This is a genomic window from Paenibacillus sp. PastF-3 (assembly GCF_029893135.1).
Lineage (GTDB): Bacteria > Bacillota > Bacilli > Paenibacillales > Paenibacillaceae > Paenibacillus_AQ > Paenibacillus_AQ nitricinens.
This window is the reverse complement of record NZ_JARXWM010000022.1, coordinates 60,054-78,948: the sequence shown is the minus strand read 5'-3', so window position 1 is coordinate 78,948 and position 18,895 is coordinate 60,054. Positions and strand designations below refer to the sequence as shown.

Genomic DNA, 18,895 nt, shown 5'->3' with positions numbered 1-18,895 from the left:
AAAACAAGAACAAATGTGCGGTTATCGAAGTATATCAAGACCCTGTTTTTTTGTCTAGCCTTATCCCTTAAATCCCTTTAAACCTTTGAGCGATTCCTATCTTGTCCTCCCCATGATTATACGATACAATTTGGACAACTTGACCTTGTCGTTCTTACAAGGACGGCATTTGCCGAAGAGAGGATGACCTAAGAAGTGAAGCGTTCCCGTATGGCCGATTTCAGCCTGCTACTTGTGGCGATGATGTGGGGATGCACCTTTCTGATTGTTCAAAATGCTGTCAAAGTGCTCCCTCCACTCGCGTTTAACAGCATCCGCTTTACAGGTGCTGCCCTGTTGCTGGCTCTAATCACTTTTATTTTTTACCGCAAGGAGTGGAAACAGCTAAGTTTCCGCATGGTACGCGATTCTCTGCTGCTAGGCCTTTTTTTGTTTATGGGCTATGGCTTCCAGACCATGGGACTTCTATATACAACCACCTCCAATACCGGGTTTATTACCGGTCTGTCGGTCGTATTGGTTCCGTTTCTCTCTCTGGCGCTACTAAAGCATTCCATTTCACGTTACACTTGGTTCAGCGCGGCGCTTGCCGCAATAGGTCTTTATCTGCTGACCTTCACCGGCTCTGCCTTGTCCCTGAATAAAGGCGATGCTTTGATCCTGCTCTGCGCCATAGCTTTTGCGCTCCAAGTCGCATACACTGGCGTTTATGCACCTCATTATCCGGCGTTGCCGCTGGTAACCTTGCAGCTCGCCTTCGTTGGACTGTTCAGCATAGTCGCTTCGCTTATCTTTGAAGGAGCTGCACCGCTTGCCCACAGCGCAGAGCTTATCAAGGACCCGGACGTTCTCTGGGCACTTTTAATCTCTATTGGTCCTACCAGCGCTTTTGCCTTCTGGATTCAAACCGCCTGCCAGAAGTACACTACGCCTTCCCGGGTAGCCATTATTTATGCCACAGAACCTGTATTCGCTGTTCTGACAGGCTTAGCCTTTGGCGGCGAAACGCTTGGGTTGTCCGCTCTGCTCGGTTGTGGTTGTATTCTGGGAGCTATGCTTATGGCAGAGCTGAGTCCGGAACCGGGTCAGAATCAACATAAGAAGAATTATTTTTCCAAATTACATTTATTTAGAAAGAGATAAGGAGAGAGACAAATGTACAAATTGATCGCGATTGATATTGATGACACTCTAATTAACGATGACAAGGAAGTAACACCCGCTACACAGACTGCGCTTGAAGAGGCTGTAGCCGCTGGCGTTGTTGTAACCCTTGCTACAGGCCGAGCTTATGCTTCTGCGCAAGCCATTGCACGTCAAACTGGACTTAACGTGCCAATCATCACTTACCAAGGCGCACTCGTTAAGAACTTGCTCGATGAAAAGGTACTATATGAGCGTTACGTGCCACAAGATGCGGTACACAAGCTGTTCACTTACTGCGTGGAGCATAATCTGCATTTGCAAACTTACATTGACGACAAGCTGTATGCCCGTGAAGACAACCAGAAGATCAAAGATTATACAGACCTGAACAAAACGCCATATTATATTGAACCAGATTGGGAAAAACTTGTCCCACAAAAAACACCAAAAATGCTGATTATCGACGATCCTGCATTTTTGGATGAGCTGGCTCCAATTCTACGTGAATTGCTCGGCGATTCCGTGCATATTACCAAATCCAAACCACAATTCCTAGAAATCATGCATCATGAAGGAACCAAGGGAATTGCGCTTGAATTCCTAGCCAATCATTTTGGTTGTGATCTCTCCGAGACTATGGCTATGGGTGACTCTTGGAACGACCATGAGATGCTTGAGGCTGCTGGTCTTGGCGTTGCTATGGCGAACGCTATTCCTGCGCTGAAAGAAATTGCTGATTTCATAACCCTAAGCAACAATGAAGATGGCGTAAAATACGCGATTGATAAATTCATACTCAATAAAGTGAATTAAATCGGCTGAACTTAATAGTTTTATATACGTTAAACTTAAGATTTTTCTATTCAGGTAAGTGCGAGACTGCGGGGAATGTTTGGACTTCCGGCCACTGTTGTCACCAGATTTCCCCTCCTTCACTTTTCCCTTTTTAGAATATTTTAAAGTTCAACTTATATAGAGTTAATGTTCAATCTATATAAATTCACTTTCTTAAGCAAAAGGGTGTTGCTACGCCATATTTTATGACGTGCAACACCCTTTTGTTATTTCAGCAAGCTCGGTACTCCTGTAGATGCAAACTCCAATGACTCTTGCTCACCCTCCCCAGCCTCTTCCTCTTCCAGCTGAGAATAGTACAAATCATGATATCTTCCTTCTGCCGCAAGTAGCTCCTGGTGGGTACCACTCTCTACAATTTCACTGTTCTCCATCACTAGAATGACATCAGCGTTCTGAATCGTTGATAGACGGTGAGCGATAACGAGTGTGGTTTTGTCTCCTATTAATTTACGAATCGCTTGCTGCACCAGCTTCTCCGATTCATTATCAAGCGCAGCAGTAGCTTCATCCAGCAACAAAATTGGAGAGTTCCTAAGAATCGCTCTCGCAATCGATAGTCGCTGGCGTTGTCCACCGGACAGGCGCGAGCCTTCCTCACCAATATCTGTATCGAGACCCTCCGGTAACTCCATTACAAAATCATAAGCGTTCGCTTGCCGCAAAGCTTCCAGAATTTCATGCTCATCTGCATCTGGATTTCCATTTCGGATATTATCACGGATACTTCCTGTATAAAGCCCTGACTCTTGCGGCACATAAGAGAAGTGGCTCCTAAGTTTAGCTAAACTCATCTCGCTTGTCTTCTCATTATTTATAAATACATCACCCTCATCAGATTCATACAACCCAAGGAGTACCTTAAAAAGCGTAGATTTCCCTCCACCGCTCGGTCCCACAATTGCCATTTGAGCCCCTTTTTGAAGCTCTAAGCTGATTTTGTACAAACTACGTCTCTCCGCTCCCGGATAAGAGAAGGATACCGAGGACATGACCATACGCTCAAATTCAGGCTGCTTCGTAGCTGCTTCGGGTAAAGCCTCCACTTCTACAGGGCTATCCAACACTTCAAAGATCCGTCCCGCCGCCCCAAGTGATTGCTGCATCGAATTGATCAGTCCTGGCAATGCCGAGAACGGCATCACTAAATAATTCATGAGCTGGATGAAAGCAATCATCGCACCGACCTCAAGGGATCCTTTTGCCACAAAATAACCAGCCACGACCAGCGCCAGAAGAAACGTAAAGTTTCCCAGAAAAGAGGAGAATGAGCCAGTAGCTCCTTCAATTCTTCCCCGTTTTAATTCTTCGGAAGTGATATTCTCACTATGTTCCTGATATTGCTTCATTAGTCTGCGTTCAATGTTAAAGGATTTAAACACCATACTACTGCCTAGAATGTCATGCAAAAAGGAAGTAATCTTGCTCATATTAGTCTGAATCTTCACACTGTTCTCACGCATCGCTGAACCAAAAATTTTTCCCGTAAGGAACATCAAAGGCCCCATTGCAAAACAGATCAATGCCAGTAGCCAGTTAATATAGAGCAAATAACCAAAAGCCGCGAGAGCAAGCAAAGGGTTACGGATTAAATCAATCATTACCTCGCCGGTAGCATTACCCACAGATTGATTATCATTAGTAAAGCGGGACAACAAATCTCCGGAGTGATTACGGTCAAAATAAGACTGAGGAAGAGCTAAAGCATGTCGCATCATATCTAGCCGCAGTTCATTTCTGATCTTGGCTGAAATTTTATTTTTGAGATATCGATCGATGTAACCGTTGATTGCACTCACTAATAAGTAGATTAATCCGAATATAACCAGACCCTTAAAAGCTTTCACATCAAGTCTAACCGCCGCATCCGTAATTACTGATAGCAGCCAAGCAATCGTTAAATCCAGAACAATACCAAATAAAGTCGTAAATAATAAAACCGTATATAAGAGCTTGTGCCTTAACATGTATGTACTTAATCTTGAGAAAACACCTTTCTGCTTCAAACTACCAACCCTCTCCCAAAATCCGCATATATAACTGATTACACTTTAAAAAATCCAGTCTGGCCTTTTCAGCTATAGCCACATTCATACTGGCTCCATCCCCCTACAAAGGGGCGCGAATAAGCAGACGCTCGGGTTCAAAGCTCTCTGAAAATTCAATCAGAATCGGATCAACAGGATTATTCATCAGGTATTTCCCTTCCTATCGTTGTTAATTATTCTATATTTGTAAATATAAGACGGTTATCTTTTCTGATTATAAAGCATATACCTGTTTCTGAATACAGAATGAAATAGAAATCACAAAAGGGACATCCACAGGCTGGATTTGCCCGAATGATGTCCCCGTTATATCATAGAAAAATCACAGCTGAAGCCATATCGTAGAGGTTTCTAGTCAAATCGCATATATATTGTTGCTGTCTTTTTCATGTATACTAGAACCAGTTTGATTATCTTAACAAAAATAGAGGAGTAACTTCACAACATGATCAAAAGACTTACTGCACTATTTTCAATTCCCTCTTACGCCTTACTCTTTTTATGTATGTTACTGCAGGGAATGGGGATTTCACTCAGCGCACCCTTCTTATCCATTTATTTCACGGAACAGCTTGGCGTATCTGTCGGATTGTTTGGTATTTTTCTAGCCACCACGTTAATTGCCGGAATATGGATCAGTACGCTAATCGGGAGACGCTCGGACCTTGGTTTGAATCGAAAGCACATTTACCTTGTTGCCACGCTCTGTAATGCGCTGGCTTATAGCGGGTACTTGCTCATTCAGGATTTCACGATCTTGTTCATCTACATGATTGTGTTCACCGCCCTCGGTGCACCAGGGATGCCTCAATTGTTCGCCATTGCTAGAGAAGCAGTGAATAAGAGCAATTTTACGGATACTGCGTTTGCTAATTCTACCTTGCGTTCTGCTTTCTCTCTCGGCTTTATTACAGGTCCTTTAATCGGCACCCTGCTAATCGCTGCTGTTGGGTTTAAGGGGATTTTCACGGGTACGATCGGAGTATTCCTACTTGTTGCCTTACTCGTTTTCTTATTTCTCAAATCAAATACAGAGCTGAGCAGCAACAAGGCTGAAGTAAAAGTGAATTCTTTCCGGCTCAGTCAGAACCGCAATATTCTGTTGCCTTTTCTGATTCTGATACTCATGTATGTAGCTCACTGGACGAGCAGCATCAATACGGCCCTCTTTATCACAAACAATCTGGGGGGATCAACAAGTGATGTCGGTCTAGTCAGCAGTATATGTGCTGCGCTGGAAATTCCATTTATGATTATGCTCGGTCTACTCAGTGCGAAGTACAGCAACCGAGCCTTGATGATGTGCGGGGCCATTTTAGGAGGAGCATATTATCTCGTTGTCATTTTCTCAGGATCGATGTGGCAGATGCTTGCAGCCCAAGTTCTACTCGCCGTTTTCGTAGCTGTTATTTCAGCGATTGGCATTAGCTACATCCAGGATCTGCTGCCAACCATGCCTGGGTATGCATCCACGCTTTACTCTAATTCATCCACAATTGGCAGACTGATTGGTAGTCTTGTTGGCGGGGGATTAGCCAGTATTGTTGGTTACCGGTATTCATTTGTACTCTGTTTTATACTCATCAGTATTTCCTTAATCATGCTTGCAGTAAGCGGACGTCACCCTTTAAATGAACCAGAACAATTAACTGTTTAATCCGTTTATTTCTACTTGCCCATTCTCTTCTAAAGTGAAGAGAATGGGCTTTTGTTTATTGCAATTCTCATACCTGTCTGGGCTAGAGTAACGTTCTCCGGTAAAATATATGCTTCTCTCATATCTACATCATGCGACATATGGGTGTAAACTGCCTTTTTAGGCTTCACGATTTGCAGCAGCTCCGCTGCCTCGGTCATGTCGTACACAGAGCGAGTGGATAGCTCCGCCGCTTCGTAATAGAAGCTTGTACCTAGAACCAGCAAGTCGGCACCATGCATCAGGCGTGTCTCCTCAGCCCCTAAAGAAATGGAATCAGGACAATACACCCATGTATAATCATCCTTCTCTAGCCGAAAGGCATACGAATAACCATTCTTACCATGGTTTACTTTCCAGGTATCTATCTTCCAGCCGTCCAGTTCTATTCCTTCATCACAGGGAATCATCTCGATGTGATTTCGCAGCCAAGGGTATTGCCGTTCGATAATAGGAATAACTTCTGCTGGAGTATACAGTTCACCCTTAATGCCAGTCCATCGGCAAGCATCTGCCCATTCCGGTAGCCCGCCAATATGATCAAAGTGAGCATGTGTCACCAGCAGTCTTCGCATATACCGTACTCCCTGCGCCTCCATCTGACGTCGCCAGTCTGGCCCGCAATCAATCACTAGAAAGTCACTGCCATTATCTATAAGTACAGAGGAACGCAGCCTTGTATTGCTCCCATGCTCCCTTGCTTCTGTGCAGGTCTCGCAGCTGCAATATATCCGTGGAACACCCATGGCATCCCCAGTACCCAAAAATACTAACGTATCCATAATCTATCTCTCCTTCAGTTCCCATCAAGGAAGTCTTAAATTATCATATGTCTATCTTAAATATGCTCACCAAAATATCCCCACAAAGTGGAGCTTTGCTTCGATGCGTACTCAGGTACTTTGCGGGGGTCCCAAATATATACTCTCGTCAAAAAAGTCATCCCTTAAGCAGGAGCCCTGCTAGGATGACTCTATTTTTACACGTCTACCTATATTCCGGCAAGTACCTGATACCAAATCCCCCGCTTGGAATAAAGCGTGCTTCGCACCTCATCCCAGCCCCCTAAATAATTGATATCGAAGAGACCCGCTGGATCCGGGTAGCGGCTTTTGTTCTCCGCATAGACCTGTTTATCTACGGGACGAAAGCCATATTTTGCAAAGATCTCTTGTGCCTGTGGGGTCACCAAGAATTCAACTAATGCTTCTGCTGCCGCGCGTGTCCCATGCTTATCCGCATACTTCTCTACGACAGCCGCTGGGTTCTCAATCAGAATTGTATTTTTAGGAATAATGATTTCATATTTAACACCCTGAGCAATCCGGGCCAGCAGTTCATTCTCATAGGTGACAATGACATCACCCACTCCATACTCGAAGGCAGCCATGGACGCACGTCCGCTCTTATCCAGAGACTCCACGTTCGCATGTACACTTTCTAAAAAAGCTTTGGCAGCTGCTGGATCCTTAACACCTTCTTGCTCCTCTGAGAGCTTCAGACCCGCCCCATAAATTGCGTTGATATCCCACTGCGCACCACCGGATGTTTTGGGATTTGGGTATAACACTTTAACTCCTGGCTTCGCTAGATCCGCAAAATCGTGAATTCCTTTGGGATTGCCCTCACGGGTACCAAGTGCGACTACGGAACGTGTCACCATACCTTGTTCACCCTGCACTTTCCACGTTGGCGCTACGAGTCCAGCCTTAACCAGCTTCTCGACATCACCTTCCATGGCTAGCAGTGTAACATCCGCTTCGAACCCGCCTACGATTGCACGCGCTTGTGTTCCGGAAGCTTCATAAGACTGCTGAAAACTAATGTCCTGCCCAGTATCCGCTTTCCATTTCGCTGCAAATAACGGCAAAATGTCTCCCATTGCATCCTTAGCCACACTATATGCGCCAATGACCAGCGTAACATCCCCTTGCTTCGAAGGATCTGCCATCGTCGTAATCGCCTTCTCATTCCCGCAACCGACTGCTGCCAGCGTGAGTATGGCCAACATTAGGGCAGCAAAACATCCGTGCAGTTGTCTGCTCCTTTTGAAATTCATTGCGGCCCACATCCTTCGAGATAATGATTTTAAATATTTCTTTGAAAGTAGCTCTACGGCTGAATCTGAAAATCAAGTAACTACCGCTTCCACTCCATTACTTCATACCTTCACATCAGTTCCTCTAATCCTTCCTCATCACATTCGCTACTTTTCAAAAAAATTGAAAATCATTTTATTTATTTTTATTTTAAATAAATATCGGCATCGGATCTTCTTTCAGGTTGTTCTCCTGAATCCAGCTTCGCTCATCATTAAACAGGTAAGCGCGGTGCACAAGGACTGAGATGTCCTGTCCCGGCTGCAAGGTTTCTTTCTCCAAGGAACGGTAAGTAACCAGCTTATGACCATTAACTTCAACCTCAACGAGCCATTCGCTTCCACGGAAATGCAGATGCTTTACGACGCCTTTTTCCGTAGCTGAAGCCATCTTGAACTCATGCAGGTTACCAACTTCAATATACTCAGGACGAATAAGTGCTTTGGTTGGCTTACCGTCTCCAGCGCCTTTAAAGCCTTTCACCTCAGAAGCATCTTCAATCAGTGTCGACTCCCCGATAAAAGTTGCCACGAACGGTGTTTTAGGCTCCTTATAAATATCCCAAGGTGTACCCTTTTGTTCCAACTGCCCTTGGTTGATGATCATAATCTCGTCCGCAACTTCAATCGCTTCGTCTTGGTCATGCGTTACGAAGATGGAAGTGATGCCAACACGCTCAATCAGCTCACGCAGCCAAGCGCGCAGCTCCTGCCGGATCTTCGCATCAATAGCTGCAAACGGCTCATCTAAGAGCAGTAGCTGTGGTTCAGGCGCAAGTGCACGGGCAAAGGCCACACGTTGACGTTGTCCACCAGATAGCTGATGCGGATAACGCTTCTCGAAGCCTTTTAACCCCGTAAGCTCCACCAGTTCCATAACACGGTCACGAATGGCAGTTTTGCTGGCCTTTTTAACTTTTAATCCAAAAGCAATATTATCAAAAACAGTCATATGCTTAAATAATGCGTAGTTCTGAAAGACAAAGCCGATCCCGCGCTCTTGAGGAGGAAGATTATTAACCGTCTGACCATGAAAAATAATCTCGCCATTATCCGGTGTCTCCAGCCCTGCGAGCATACGAAGAATCGAGGTTTTACCGCCACCACTCGGGCCAAGCAGTCCGATCAGATGACCTTTTGTAATGGTGAAATTGACATCCTTGACCGCATGAAAATCTCCAAAATGCTTATTTAATCCCCGCACTTCAACATGCATATTACTGCACTTCCTTTCTTCTCTTGGTCCATTCCATCAATAACAGTAGACCTGCGGAAAATGCAGCCAGAACTAGCGCTATTCCTCCAGCAGCCGTTACATTAAAATTCTCAACATCCTGATAGACTAGCGTCGTCGCCGTCTGGGTTTTGTTCATAATGTTACCCGAGACCACGAGCACCGCCCCGAACTCACCTAGTGAACGAGCCACCGTAAGGATGACCCCGTACACAACCGCCCAACGAATCGAAGGCCATGTCACCTTCCAAAATATTGTCCAGCTACGAGCGCCCAGTGTAGAAGCAGCTTCTTCCTGCTGTGAACCAATCTCCTGAAGCACCGGCATTACCTCACGCACCATTAAAGGAAAGGTTACGAACAAGGTGGCGATGATCATTCCAGGAATGGCATAGACGATCTTCAGCCCAATCCCTTCAAAAATCGCACCCAAGGTGCTATCCGGACCCAGCAACAGAACAATCATCAGCCCGCCAATAACAGGGGACACAGCATAAGGCAAATCAACAACACTGTTAAGCAAGCCCTTTAGACGTCTATTTATCCAGTTCGCCCGGACAAGATACAGCGCCATCATAATTCCAAACAACGTATTTAATAACGTAACTACGATCACAACAAGCCCAGTCATCATAAGCGCATGCAGCGCTTCAGGCCTAGTCAGGGCATTCCAGAAACCACCAAATCCTTCACTAAAAGCACCTATAGCCATTTTCCCTAGTGGCGCAGCGATTAGCAGAAAAAACACCAAGTAAGTGAGACCGATCCACAATTTTCTCATGAGCGTCTCCCCCGCATCTGCAGCATATTAATGAGCCAAAGAATGAGAAAAGATAAGGTCAAGAGAATGACAGAAACCGCTGCTGCGGAAACTGGATTATCACTTTCAACTTCACCAAAAATAAAAACAGAAGATACGAGTGTACGACCTGGAATATTGCCTGCTACGAGGACTACAGCGCCGAATTCAGCAAGTGCCCGCGAGAAGGCGAGCATTCCACCGCTGATCATCCCAGGAGCCATAGAGGGGAGAATAACATGCCAGAAGACTCTAGTTCCCTTGGCACCCATTGTATATGCCGCTTCCTCCTCGGATGGATCAAGTTCCTCCAGCAAGGGCTGAACCGCTCGAATCACGAAAGGAAAGGTTACGAAGACCATAGCAATTACGATAGCCGGTTGATGAAAAACTATTTCAAAACCAAGCGCTTCTGCAGCCTTGCCGATAAGACTACCAGGTCCAAGCAAGAGTAAAATCATCAAACCACCAACTGCCGTCGGCAGTGCAAATGGTAAATCCACAAGACTATTAAGCAATGCTTTACCAATGAATTGATAACGAATAAGAACCCAGGCAATCATTGTTCCTAAAAAGACATTAATTAAAGTAGCGATGATCGCCAGCTTTAAGGTTAACAGCACCGACTTCCAGGCAATCGGGTCGCTTATGCTTTCCACAAAATTACCGAAACCCAGTGAAAAAGAGTTGTAATAGACCCCAAGTATAGGCAGCACGATCAATACAACAAAATAGAGCAAAATTGTAGTTCGAAAACCCCAAGTCCAACCTTTGTGTCTAAGCAGCGAATTCAATGATTTTGCCCTCCCACCTCCGGATAACCGGTCGGTATACTAACCAACGTCTCCATTAATTATTCCTATTTATATACTTGGTTTTATAATATTACTACTTTACCAAATCCTTCTCGTTGTCGTCAATTACTTTCAAGTGAATTTGGGGTAAAATATATATAACACAGATTAGGAAAAAGTGGCACATCACAGGAAGGGGAATGATTATGCTGCATACACTGGAGATCACTACAACGAAACGGGATGAATTACGGGATATTACGCGTGAAGTCATTTCTTTTGTGAAAAAAAACGGGGTGCGTACCGGGGTGATCGTAGTTTATTGTCCACATACCACCGCAGGAATTGCAATCAATGAGAATGCAGATCCTGATGTGAGGCATGATGTTCTGATGCGTTTGGATGAAGTCTACCCTTGGGAGCATCCGAATTATCGACATGCTGAAGGCAATACTGCCTCCCACCTTAAGTCTATTACATCCGGACCTTCCCAGAGCATAATCATCCATGATGGCGAACTATTACTTGGTCGTTGGCAGGGTATTTATTTTTGTGAGTTTGATGGACCAAGACGTAGACAATGTTTCTTAAAGATTATTGAAGGATAACAATGAATGGCCGCTTCCGTTATTGCTACGGAGCGGCCATTAAAATATAACTAGAATCAAATATTACTTTGACCAAGCAGAGAAGTAGTGTTATACCAATGCACAGCTTTAAAGTGTAAACTTATAAAAAAAACAGCATGTTAAAGGCTGCGACATAAAACCTTGATATGAGCTGATGCTGCCTCTTTTACATCCTCAAACAATACTTTATCTTGGATATAATAAGATATAAATCCGTGAGCGGATAAGAACAAGGTTAGCGGAACGTTCTGCCAATCCTCGGATACATATCCCTCTTCCTTCATATGACGGCGTACAATACTTGAGAATAAATCAAAACATCGTCCCTGCTCTGCTCTACAATAAGCCAGCAGCTCTTCATCACGAATCATGAACATAATTTCATACTGATAAGGATGATCTAATCCAAACCTTATAAACTCCATAATCAGCTGCTCTACTCGAGTCATACCTTCTTCAGGTGGCTTATTCATTACTTGGCTCAGTAAAGCAGCCACATGATTAAAATCTTCGACAACAATGGCGTAGAACAACTCTGCCTTCTCTTTGAAATGATAATAGAGAGAGCCGTGGCTGTATCCCAAATGCTGACCGATGCTTCGCATTGAAATCGCTCGATACCCTTTGGTAATAAACAGATGCCTAGCGGCCTCTAGTATTCTTTCCCTCGACAACTCCTGCTCCACTGCTCTCCTTGCCATATACCTAATCCCCTTCGCTGTAGTAAATCCGCCGCCCTTCTGTTACCAAGGCTTGCCCTTGGGTTAGATCTGTTATCCATGCCATAAATGCGTCTCCCTCATCATTTCGCGGTAAACATAACAACGTTACTTTATCGGTAAATAAAGTCTCGCCGGTCTGAATACCCCTTCCCCGAAGTTCGTTCTCCACCTTGCCTAGCCAAGTGTAATCAATTTCTACGAATACCTCTCGTCTTAGCACACGGGTGATTACTTCTCCTGCTTCAAGCGCAAGCACTGCCCCATCCGTATAAGCTCTAATCAGCCCTCCGGCACCCAGCATAATGCCTCCGAAATAACGGGTAACAACAATTGCGACATTTTTAACTCCCTGGTTGCGAATTACTTCCAAAATCGGTTTGCCGGCTGTTCCACTCGGCTCCCCGTCGTCCGATTGCCTCTGGATTTCGTCTCTCTCCCCAATCACATAAGCAGAACAGTTATGCGTTGCGTCCCGATGTTTCTTCTTGATGTCTTCGATAAACAACAATGCTTCTTCTTCATTCTCAACCGGCATAACATGACCAATGAAGCGAGATTTGCGGATTACGACTTCCTTGGAACCGGAAGAGCGCACCGTTCGATATTGTTCTAACATAATTATTCCAGTCCTTATATACATATGATGTCTTCATATAATGTCAGGAGCAGCCCCCGGTATTGGATTACCTATGGACTGCTCCTGGTGACTTACACTAGTATGAATGGTCTCTAAAATACTGCTGCAATACTATTCAGTAAGTCTTGCTTCCAGCTCTGCCTTTTCTTTTTCGTAACCCGGTTTGCCAAGTAGCGCAAACATATTCTTCTTGTATGCTTCAACGCCTGGTTGGTCGAATGGGTTAACACCGAGAAGGTAACCGCTGATGCCGCAAGCTTTTTCAAAGAAGTAAACCAAATAACCAAATGTGTATGGTGTTTGATCAGGAATAGTAACGATAAGGTTAGGTACTTGACCATCTGTATGCGCAAGCATCGTACCTTGGAAAGCCTTCTTATTTACGAAATCCATAGTCTTTCCTGTTAAGAAGTTCAAGCCATCCAGATCATCCGGATCGTTCTCAATGGTCACATGATGAGCCACTTGATCTACTTGGATTACCGTTTCAAAAATATTACGGTTACCTTCTTGGATAAATTGACCCATGGAGTGTAGATCCGTAGAGAAATCAACGGAAGAAGGATAAATTCCCTTGAAATCCTTACCTTCACTCTCGCCAAACAATTGTTTCCACCACTCCGATACAAAGTGTAAGGAAGGCTCATAGTTAACGAGGATTTCAGTTGTCTTACCTTTGCGATACAGCGCATTACGAACTGCAGCATATTGATAAGCTTGGTTAGTAGCTACATCTGGATTATTGAACTCATCCGCAGCGGCAGCAGCACCTTGCATCATCTCTTCAATGTTAATACCTGCTACAGCGATTGGAAGCAAGCCTACAGGTGTCAATACGGAGTAACGTCCGCCTACATCGTCTGGAATGATGAAGGATTCATAACCTTCTTCAGTAGCCAATTTCTTAAGGGCACCTTTTTCCTTGTCTGTAGTAGCGTAAATACGTTTGCGAGCTTCTTCTTTACCATATTTCTTCTCCAGAGCTGCGCGGAAAATGCGGAAAGCAATGGCTGGCTCAGTCGTAGTTCCTGATTTGGAGATTACGTTCACGGAGAAGTCTTTGCCTTCTACTAAATCAAGCAAATGCGTGATGTATGTAGAACTGATGTTATTACCAGCGAAATAAACTTCTGGAGTTTTGCGCTTATCTTTAGAAAGGTTATTGTAAAAAGAATGCGAGAGCGCTTCAATCGCTGCACGTGCTCCCAGATAAGAACCACCAATACCAATTACAATCAGTACTTCGGAATCGCTCTGGATCTTCTTTGCGGCTTGCTGAATGCGTGCGAATTCTTCCTTATCATAAGCTGATGGAAGATCAATCCATCCAAGATAGTCGGAACCTACACCAGTCTTATTATGCAACTGTTCGTGCGCTAACTTAACTGGAGCGGCAAGGTTGTCAATTTCTTGTTGGTTAAAGAAAGAAAGGGCTTTGGTGTAGTCAAAATTAATCTTCTTAGACATCGGTAATGGAAACCTCCTGTTTATCTCTTTAAATTTGAAACCGCTTGTTACAACTTTATAATTAGGATACTTTAATTTGCCTTGACTGGCAAGGTCTTAGGGCACATCCCGGGCTTTAGAACCAAGTTTTCGAAAGTTTCATGGAAGCGTTTCCCGCATCATTAGGCAAGGCTGAGCTGTGGTGCTGGCCTAAGTGCCGTGATAGAATGAAGAAAACGGAAGGTGGCTATATAAATGAAACAAATCGGTTTTATCGGACTTGGAACAATGGGAGCGCCAATGGCTTCCAACTTGCTTCGTGGCGGCTTTCAGGTGACAGTGTACAACCGTACGGCAGCTAAATGTAAACCTCTTGAAGCAGAAGGTGCCCTGACCGCTCTAACGCCACGTGCTGCCGCTGAAGGTAAGGATGTTATTATTACCATGATCAGTAATGATGATTCGGTTCGTGAAGTGTTTTATGGTCAGGATGGTATTCTAGATGCGCTTAAGCCAGGCGGCTTAATTATTGATTCCAGCACAATTTCTCCAGGACTAGTTCACGAAATTGCCACTGCTGTAGAAGCCCGGGGCGGACATTTCCTTGACGCACCAGTAACTGGTAGCAAACCGGCAGCTATTGACGGAACCTTGGTGTTCATGGTTGGCGGCAGTGCTGAAGTTATAGAACAGCATCGCGATATCTTCGATACTTTGGGCAAAAAGCTGATACATATGGGTGAGAACGGCAGTGGTGCTGTAGCCAAACTGGCTCATAATGCTATGGTCGGCATTCATAATGTTGCCCTGGCTGAAGGGTTCGCTATCGCTGTAAAATCAGGTGTTCCAGCTGACAAGTTCCTCGAACTAGTGCAGCTTGGTTCTGCGGGTAGCAAACAAGCAGAGCTTAAAGGCCGTAAAATCATAGAAAATGATTTCAGCAATCAGTTCTCCCTTGCATTAATGTTAAAGGATTTGAAGTTAGCCTCCGCCCACAGCGATTTCACAGGCGTCCCTTCTCCAATGCTGGGACTAGCCAAAAGTATGTTCCAAGCCGGGTTTACCCAAGGCTATGGCGACGAAGACCTCTCCGCTGTAGTGAAATGCTATGAAGAGTGGATCGGACAAAAAATGGGTTCTACTGTATCCGATAAATAAATTCAAAAACTAAAACCTACTCTAGTTAGAAACATTTACGACCGCTTCACACATGACTATTCAAATGTGTAAGGCGGTCTTTCTATATGGGAATTTTATTTGTTAATGGAAATATGCTAGAGTAACTTTTGCAGCAACAAGCCACAGCCATTGCTATCGGTCACAGCTGACTCTGCATCGCCACAAAAAATCAAAAAGCAGCGGTTCTCCATTAACAGGAGAATCGCTGCGTTGCTGTCTTTATGATTTTCAAAACACTTATAGAACCGGGTAAGAACAGCAATAATCAGTTACTTCAAATACTTCCAACGCAAATTTTGAGTTGCCAGGGACATTGAACGTTGCCGCTCCCTTAATCTCCTGCCAACCCTCAGTGCCGGGAAGCAGCACTTTAAGATCGCCGGACAGAATCTCCATAATTTCAGGACCATCCGTACCAAATTCATATACACCAGGCAACATGATACCAAGCGTCACCTTAGTTCCATCCTGCAAGATTACCGTACGGCTGGTTACTTGTCCGCCATAATATACATTGGCTGCTTTTTCAATCGTTGCGTTGTTAAACTGACTCATTACTTGTTCTCCCCCTAATGATTATTCAGTTAATTACAGAAGTGCTTTCACACGGCTAACTACATTCTCAACAGTAAAGCCGTATTCTTTCATTACTCTGTCTCCAGGTGCGGAAGCTCCGAAAGTAGTGATGCCGAGGATATCGCCTTGGTCACCAGTGTAACGTTCCCAGCCAAAGGTTTGTGCCATTTCGATTGCAAGACGAGCCTTAACTCCTGGAAGAATAACGGAATCACGGTATTCTTTATCTTGTTTTTCGAACAGATCCCAGCTTGGCAAGCTGATTACACGAACATCGATACCTTCTTCAGCCAAAGCAGCTTGTGCTTTAACAGCCAGCTGTACTTCAGAACCAGTAGCGATCAGTTGTGCTTGTGGAGTGCCATTCTTGGAATCAGAGACAACATAACCACCACGTTTGATGTTTTCACGAACGCCATCAACTGTTCCAGCAAGAATTGGCAAGTTTTGACGAGTCAGAACCAAAGCGACCGGATTGTCTTTGTTTTCCATAGCGTAAGCCCATGCTGCTGAAGTTTCGTTAGCATCAGCCGGACGAATAACAGTCAGACCTGGGATGATACGCAGGGAAGCCAATTGTTCGATTGGTTCATGCGTAGGACCATCTTCACCAACTGCAATACTGTCATGTGTCAGTACATAGGTTACTGGCAATTTCATGATCGAAGCCAAACGAATGGCTGGACGCAGGTAGTCTGTGAACACGAAGAATGTTCCTCCGAATACTTTAAGACCCGTGTGCAGTGCAATGCCGTTCATGGCAGCAGCCATACCAAACTCACGTACGCCGAAGTAGATGTTGCGGCCATCATAAGATTCTGGTGTGAACGATGTCAAACCATTCAAATGTGTCATAGTGGAGCTTTCCAAGTCAGCAGAACCGCCCACAAGCTGAGGAACACCAGCAGTCAGACCGTTAAGTGCACTACCGGAAGCTACACGAGTAGATACTGCTTTATCTTCAGTAGTGTAAGTTGGAAGGTTAGCATCCCAGCCTTCTGGAAGATCGCCGTTGATTACTGTTTCAAATTGTGCAGCAAGCTCTGGATATGCTTTTTTGTAAGCCGCAAATTTGTCATCCCAAGCTTTGTTAGCTGCGATTCCGTTTTTCTTCACTTCTGCAAAATGAGCACGAACTTCGTCAGGTACATAGAAATCTTCTTCGTATACCCATTTGTAGAAATCTTTGGTAAGCTTAGCTTCTTCTGCTCCAAGTGGGGAACCGTGAGTACCGCCATGGCCGCCTTTACCTTGTTTGTTAGGGCTACCATAACCAATAACAGTTTTCACTTCGATCAATGTCGGTTTGCTAGTCTCAGCTTGAGCTTCAGCAATCGCTTTGGCGATAGCAGGAAGATCATTTCCGTCTTCAACGCGAAGTACTTGCCAGCCATAAGCATCAAAACGTTGAGCCACGTTCTCAGAGAACGAAAGGTTCAATTTACCATCAAGGGAAATATCATTTGAATCATACAATACAACCAATTTGCCCAATTTCAAATGACCAGCGAGTGAAGCGGACTCGGAAGAGATCCCTTCCATCAGGTCACCATCACCACAAATAGCGTAAGTATAGTGGTCAATCACTTTATGTTCATCTTTGTTGTAAGTAGCACTGAGTTGCGCTTCAGCCATAGCCATACCAACAGCCATACCAATACCTTGTCCAAGTGGACCTGTTGTAGCATCAACACCAGCGGTATGCCCCACTTCCGGGTGACCTGGAGTCAAGCTGCCCCATTGACGGAAATTTTTCAATTCTTCCATAGGAAGATCATAACCACTAAGGTGCAACAAGCTGTATAGAAGCATAGAACCATGTCCTGCGGACAATACAAAACGGTCACGGTTTACCCATGTCGGATGATCAGGGTTGTGTTTCATTGTTTTTGCAAACAATTGGTAGCCCATTGGTGCAGAACCCATTGGCATACCTGGATGGCCGGAGTTTGCTTTTTCAATGGCGTCAATCGCCAAAGTACGAATCGTTGTAATGGACAGGTTATCTACAGTTGAGTTTTCTTCCTTTTGAATCGCTTGTTCTTGTTCACTCATTTAATAGTTCCTCCTCTGAAATCTCAAGAATGTCATTTTGACTCTTATTGTATCATTAGTGTGGAAGCAATTCCAATTGTTTTTAAAAACTCTTTATTTGAACAGCTTATCTTTTGCAATATCGACGTATTTATATACACACATGAACTATGAGACAAGCCAGAATTGCACTAGTCTATGGTCTAGTTTTTAATTACGACTAAAGATTGTTTTACAATGCTCAAATATACAGTAAGATGGAGTTAGTTAAGCATAATTTTCATGCATTACCCAACATTTCCTAGTGGAAAGGAATTTTGAACATGAGTTCGAATAAGGACATCTTTATTGTGCTTACCGGTACAGGTACGGCCTTTAGTGGTTTTATAAAGTGGTTTACAAAAGCCGATCTGAATCATGCTTCGATCGCCTTTGACTGTGAACTGCGGGAGGTATACAGCTTCGGAAGAAAAAAAATGCACAATCCATTTGTGGCAGGACTAATCCAGGAGAACTTTATCGACCCTTTTTATAACAGTGCTAATTGTTCCATCTATCAGTTGCGTGTTAGCGCTGAGGAATACGATACGATGTACAATCACGTCCAAGGGATGATGCAAAATCAGGAGCGTTATAAATACCATCTTTTAGGATTAATAGGTGTGCTTCTAAATATTAAAATCGATAGAGAAAATGCTTATTTTTGTTCCCATTTCGTTGCCTCTTTATTTGAAGAAACTGCAGTTCAGCCTGTGAATAAGCCTTCCTGCTTCGTTACACCGGAAGATTTCGCTCTTTCACTCTGTGCACATAAGATTTTTACTGGCAAGCTATCGTATTATTTACGTAGAGCTCAGAGAGCCTCTGCCCGTGCATCTTCTTTACCATTACATAATACTTCGGTTGCCGCACGAATGATGCGAATAAATGAAGACCGGACTGAAGGGGTCGTATAAAAGGCTCAATGCTTGTTAAAAAGGACTAAGCGGAATGTAATTCCGC

General features: G+C 44.3%; 17 protein-coding genes. 6 read left to right on the top strand and 11 right to left on the bottom strand.

Translation table 11 applies throughout. The annotated features are described in order from the left end of the window. Nucleotides 1-195: 195 nt before the first annotated feature. Nucleotides 196-1,143 carry a DMT family transporter gene (locus M2444_RS29230; RefSeq protein WP_280788745.1) on the top strand — a complete coding sequence of 316 codons (948 nt, stop codon included), beginning with the start codon at nucleotides 196-198 and terminating at the stop codon, nucleotides 1,141-1,143. A 12-nt stretch (nucleotides 1,144-1,155) separates the two neighbouring features. After that, nucleotides 1,156-1,959 carry a Cof-type HAD-IIB family hydrolase gene (locus M2444_RS29225; RefSeq protein WP_060624902.1) on the top strand — a complete coding sequence of 268 codons (804 nt, stop codon included), beginning with the start codon at nucleotides 1,156-1,158 and terminating at the stop codon, nucleotides 1,957-1,959. A gap of 248 nt (nucleotides 1,960-2,207) precedes the next feature. Here the strand turns inward: M2444_RS29225 and M2444_RS29220 are convergent, their stop codons facing one another. After that, on the bottom strand, nucleotides 2,208-4,007 hold the full coding sequence (locus M2444_RS29220; RefSeq protein ID WP_094876981.1) for an ABC transporter ATP-binding protein: 1,800 nt from the start codon (nucleotides 4,005-4,007) through the stop codon (nucleotides 2,208-2,210). A 487-nt stretch (nucleotides 4,008-4,494) separates the two neighbouring features. On the opposite strand from M2444_RS29220, the gene M2444_RS29215 reads away from it, so the two are divergent. Next, a complete protein-coding gene (locus tag M2444_RS29215; protein ID WP_280788744.1) occupies nucleotides 4,495-5,706 on the top strand; it encodes a sugar efflux transporter in 1,212 nt (403 codons plus the stop codon). 29 nt (nucleotides 5,707-5,735) lie between these two features. Here the strand turns inward: M2444_RS29215 and M2444_RS29210 are convergent, their stop codons facing one another. The 5 genes from M2444_RS29210 to cysT form a co-directional block, all read right to left on the bottom strand. After that, entirely contained in the window at nucleotides 5,736-6,527 is a 792-nt protein-coding gene (locus M2444_RS29210) for an MBL fold metallo-hydrolase (RefSeq protein ID WP_280788743.1), read from the bottom strand. Between the two features lie 209 nt (nucleotides 6,528-6,736). Continuing rightward, nucleotides 6,737-7,804 (bottom strand): sulfate ABC transporter substrate-binding protein, encoded by a 1,068-nt coding sequence (locus M2444_RS29205; RefSeq protein ID WP_280788742.1) that lies wholly within the window; start codon nucleotides 7,802-7,804, stop codon nucleotides 6,737-6,739. Between the two features lie 190 nt (nucleotides 7,805-7,994). Beyond that, a complete protein-coding gene (locus M2444_RS29200) occupies nucleotides 7,995-9,059 on the bottom strand; it encodes a sulfate/molybdate ABC transporter ATP-binding protein (RefSeq protein ID WP_042124940.1) in 1,065 nt (354 codons plus the stop codon). A gap of 1 nt (nucleotide 9,060) precedes the next feature. Continuing rightward, nucleotides 9,061-9,858, bottom strand: a complete 798-nt coding sequence (locus tag M2444_RS29195; protein ID WP_094870645.1) for a sulfate ABC transporter permease subunit — start codon at nucleotides 9,856-9,858, stop codon at nucleotides 9,061-9,063. Next, nucleotides 9,855-10,670: a sulfate ABC transporter permease subunit CysT gene (gene cysT, locus M2444_RS29190; protein WP_042185592.1), complete on the bottom strand. Its 816-nt coding sequence runs from the start codon at nucleotides 10,668-10,670 to the stop codon at nucleotides 9,855-9,857. The genes M2444_RS29195 and cysT overlap by 4 nt, the downstream gene beginning before the upstream one ends. Nucleotides 10,671-10,876: 206 nt before the next feature. Between cysT and M2444_RS29185 the strand changes: the two genes are divergently transcribed. Next, nucleotides 10,877-11,278, top strand: coding sequence for a secondary thiamine-phosphate synthase enzyme YjbQ (locus M2444_RS29185; protein WP_094876977.1), 402 nt, complete (start codon nucleotides 10,877-10,879; stop codon nucleotides 11,276-11,278). 140 nt (nucleotides 11,279-11,418) lie between these two features. On the opposite strand, the gene M2444_RS29180 is transcribed toward M2444_RS29185, so the two are convergent. From M2444_RS29180 to M2444_RS29170, 3 genes are all read right to left on the bottom strand, one after another. Continuing rightward, nucleotides 11,419-12,000, bottom strand: coding sequence for a TetR/AcrR family transcriptional regulator (locus M2444_RS29180; protein ID WP_094870647.1), 582 nt, complete (start codon nucleotides 11,998-12,000; stop codon nucleotides 11,419-11,421). A gap of 4 nt (nucleotides 12,001-12,004) precedes the next feature. Then, complete coding sequence (locus M2444_RS29175; protein ID WP_076284084.1) at nucleotides 12,005-12,637, bottom strand: YigZ family protein; 633 nt, start codon at nucleotides 12,635-12,637, stop codon at nucleotides 12,005-12,007. Between the two features lie 132 nt (nucleotides 12,638-12,769). Beyond that, nucleotides 12,770-14,125 carry a glucose-6-phosphate isomerase gene (locus M2444_RS29170; protein ID WP_042124930.1) on the bottom strand — a complete coding sequence of 452 codons (1,356 nt, stop codon included), beginning with the start codon at nucleotides 14,123-14,125 and terminating at the stop codon, nucleotides 12,770-12,772. A gap of 234 nt (nucleotides 14,126-14,359) precedes the next feature. Between M2444_RS29170 and M2444_RS29165 the strand changes: the two genes are divergently transcribed. Continuing rightward, nucleotides 14,360-15,262 (top strand): NAD(P)-dependent oxidoreductase, encoded by a 903-nt coding sequence (locus tag M2444_RS29165; protein WP_280788741.1) that lies wholly within the window; start codon nucleotides 14,360-14,362, stop codon nucleotides 15,260-15,262. A gap of 258 nt (nucleotides 15,263-15,520) precedes the next feature. On the opposite strand, the gene ppnP is transcribed toward M2444_RS29165, so the two are convergent. Both ppnP and tkt read right to left on the bottom strand, forming a co-directional pair. Continuing rightward, entirely contained in the window at nucleotides 15,521-15,838 is a 318-nt protein-coding gene (gene ppnP / locus M2444_RS29160; RefSeq protein ID WP_094870650.1) for a pyrimidine/purine nucleoside phosphorylase, read from the bottom strand. Between the two features lie 33 nt (nucleotides 15,839-15,871). Continuing rightward, nucleotides 15,872-17,914, bottom strand: coding sequence for a transketolase (gene tkt / locus M2444_RS29155; protein ID WP_094876976.1), 2,043 nt, complete (start codon nucleotides 17,912-17,914; stop codon nucleotides 15,872-15,874). A 302-nt stretch (nucleotides 17,915-18,216) separates the two neighbouring features. Between tkt and M2444_RS29150 the strand changes: the two genes are divergently transcribed. Then, the gene (locus M2444_RS29150) at nucleotides 18,217-18,849 is read left to right on the top strand and encodes a hypothetical protein (protein WP_179281616.1); all 633 of its coding nucleotides are present in this window, start codon (nucleotides 18,217-18,219) and stop codon (nucleotides 18,847-18,849) included. The last annotated feature ends 46 nt before the right edge of the window (nucleotides 18,850-18,895 follow it).

What these genes read in the sequence shown, in the direction of transcription:
- M2444_RS29165 (WP_280788741.1), top strand. Translation starts at nt 14,360, where the DNA reads ATGAAACAAATCGGTTTTATCGGACTTGGAACAATGGGAGCGCCAATG.
- M2444_RS29200 (WP_042124940.1), bottom strand. Translation starts at nt 9,059, where the DNA reads ATGCATGTTGAAGTGCGGGGATTAAATAAGCATTTTGGAGATTTTCAT.
- M2444_RS29175 (WP_076284084.1), bottom strand. Translation starts at nt 12,637, where the DNA reads ATGTTAGAACAATATCGAACGGTGCGCTCTTCCGGTTCCAAGGAAGTC.
- tkt (WP_094876976.1), bottom strand. Translation starts at nt 17,914, where the DNA reads ATGAGTGAACAAGAACAAGCGATTCAAAAGGAAGAAAACTCAACTGTA.
- M2444_RS29225 (WP_060624902.1), top strand. Translation starts at nt 1,156, where the DNA reads ATGTACAAATTGATCGCGATTGATATTGATGACACTCTAATTAACGAT.
- M2444_RS29185 (WP_094876977.1), top strand. Translation starts at nt 10,877, where the DNA reads ATGCTGCATACACTGGAGATCACTACAACGAAACGGGATGAATTACGG.
- M2444_RS29210 (WP_280788743.1), bottom strand. Translation starts at nt 6,527, where the DNA reads ATGGATACGTTAGTATTTTTGGGTACTGGGGATGCCATGGGTGTTCCA.
- M2444_RS29215 (WP_280788744.1), top strand. Translation starts at nt 4,495, where the DNA reads ATGATCAAAAGACTTACTGCACTATTTTCAATTCCCTCTTACGCCTTA.
- M2444_RS29150 (WP_179281616.1), top strand. Translation starts at nt 18,217, where the DNA reads ATGAGTTCGAATAAGGACATCTTTATTGTGCTTACCGGTACAGGTACG.
- M2444_RS29195 (WP_094870645.1), bottom strand. Translation starts at nt 9,858, where the DNA reads ATGAGAAAATTGTGGATCGGTCTCACTTACTTGGTGTTTTTTCTGCTA.
- ppnP (WP_094870650.1), bottom strand. Translation starts at nt 15,838, where the DNA reads ATGAGTCAGTTTAACAACGCAACGATTGAAAAAGCAGCCAATGTATAT.
- M2444_RS29170 (WP_042124930.1), bottom strand. Translation starts at nt 14,125, where the DNA reads ATGTCTAAGAAGATTAATTTTGACTACACCAAAGCCCTTTCTTTCTTT.
- M2444_RS29205 (WP_280788742.1), bottom strand. Translation starts at nt 7,804, where the DNA reads ATGAATTTCAAAAGGAGCAGACAACTGCACGGATGTTTTGCTGCCCTA.
- M2444_RS29180 (WP_094870647.1), bottom strand. Translation starts at nt 12,000, where the DNA reads ATGGCAAGGAGAGCAGTGGAGCAGGAGTTGTCGAGGGAAAGAATACTA.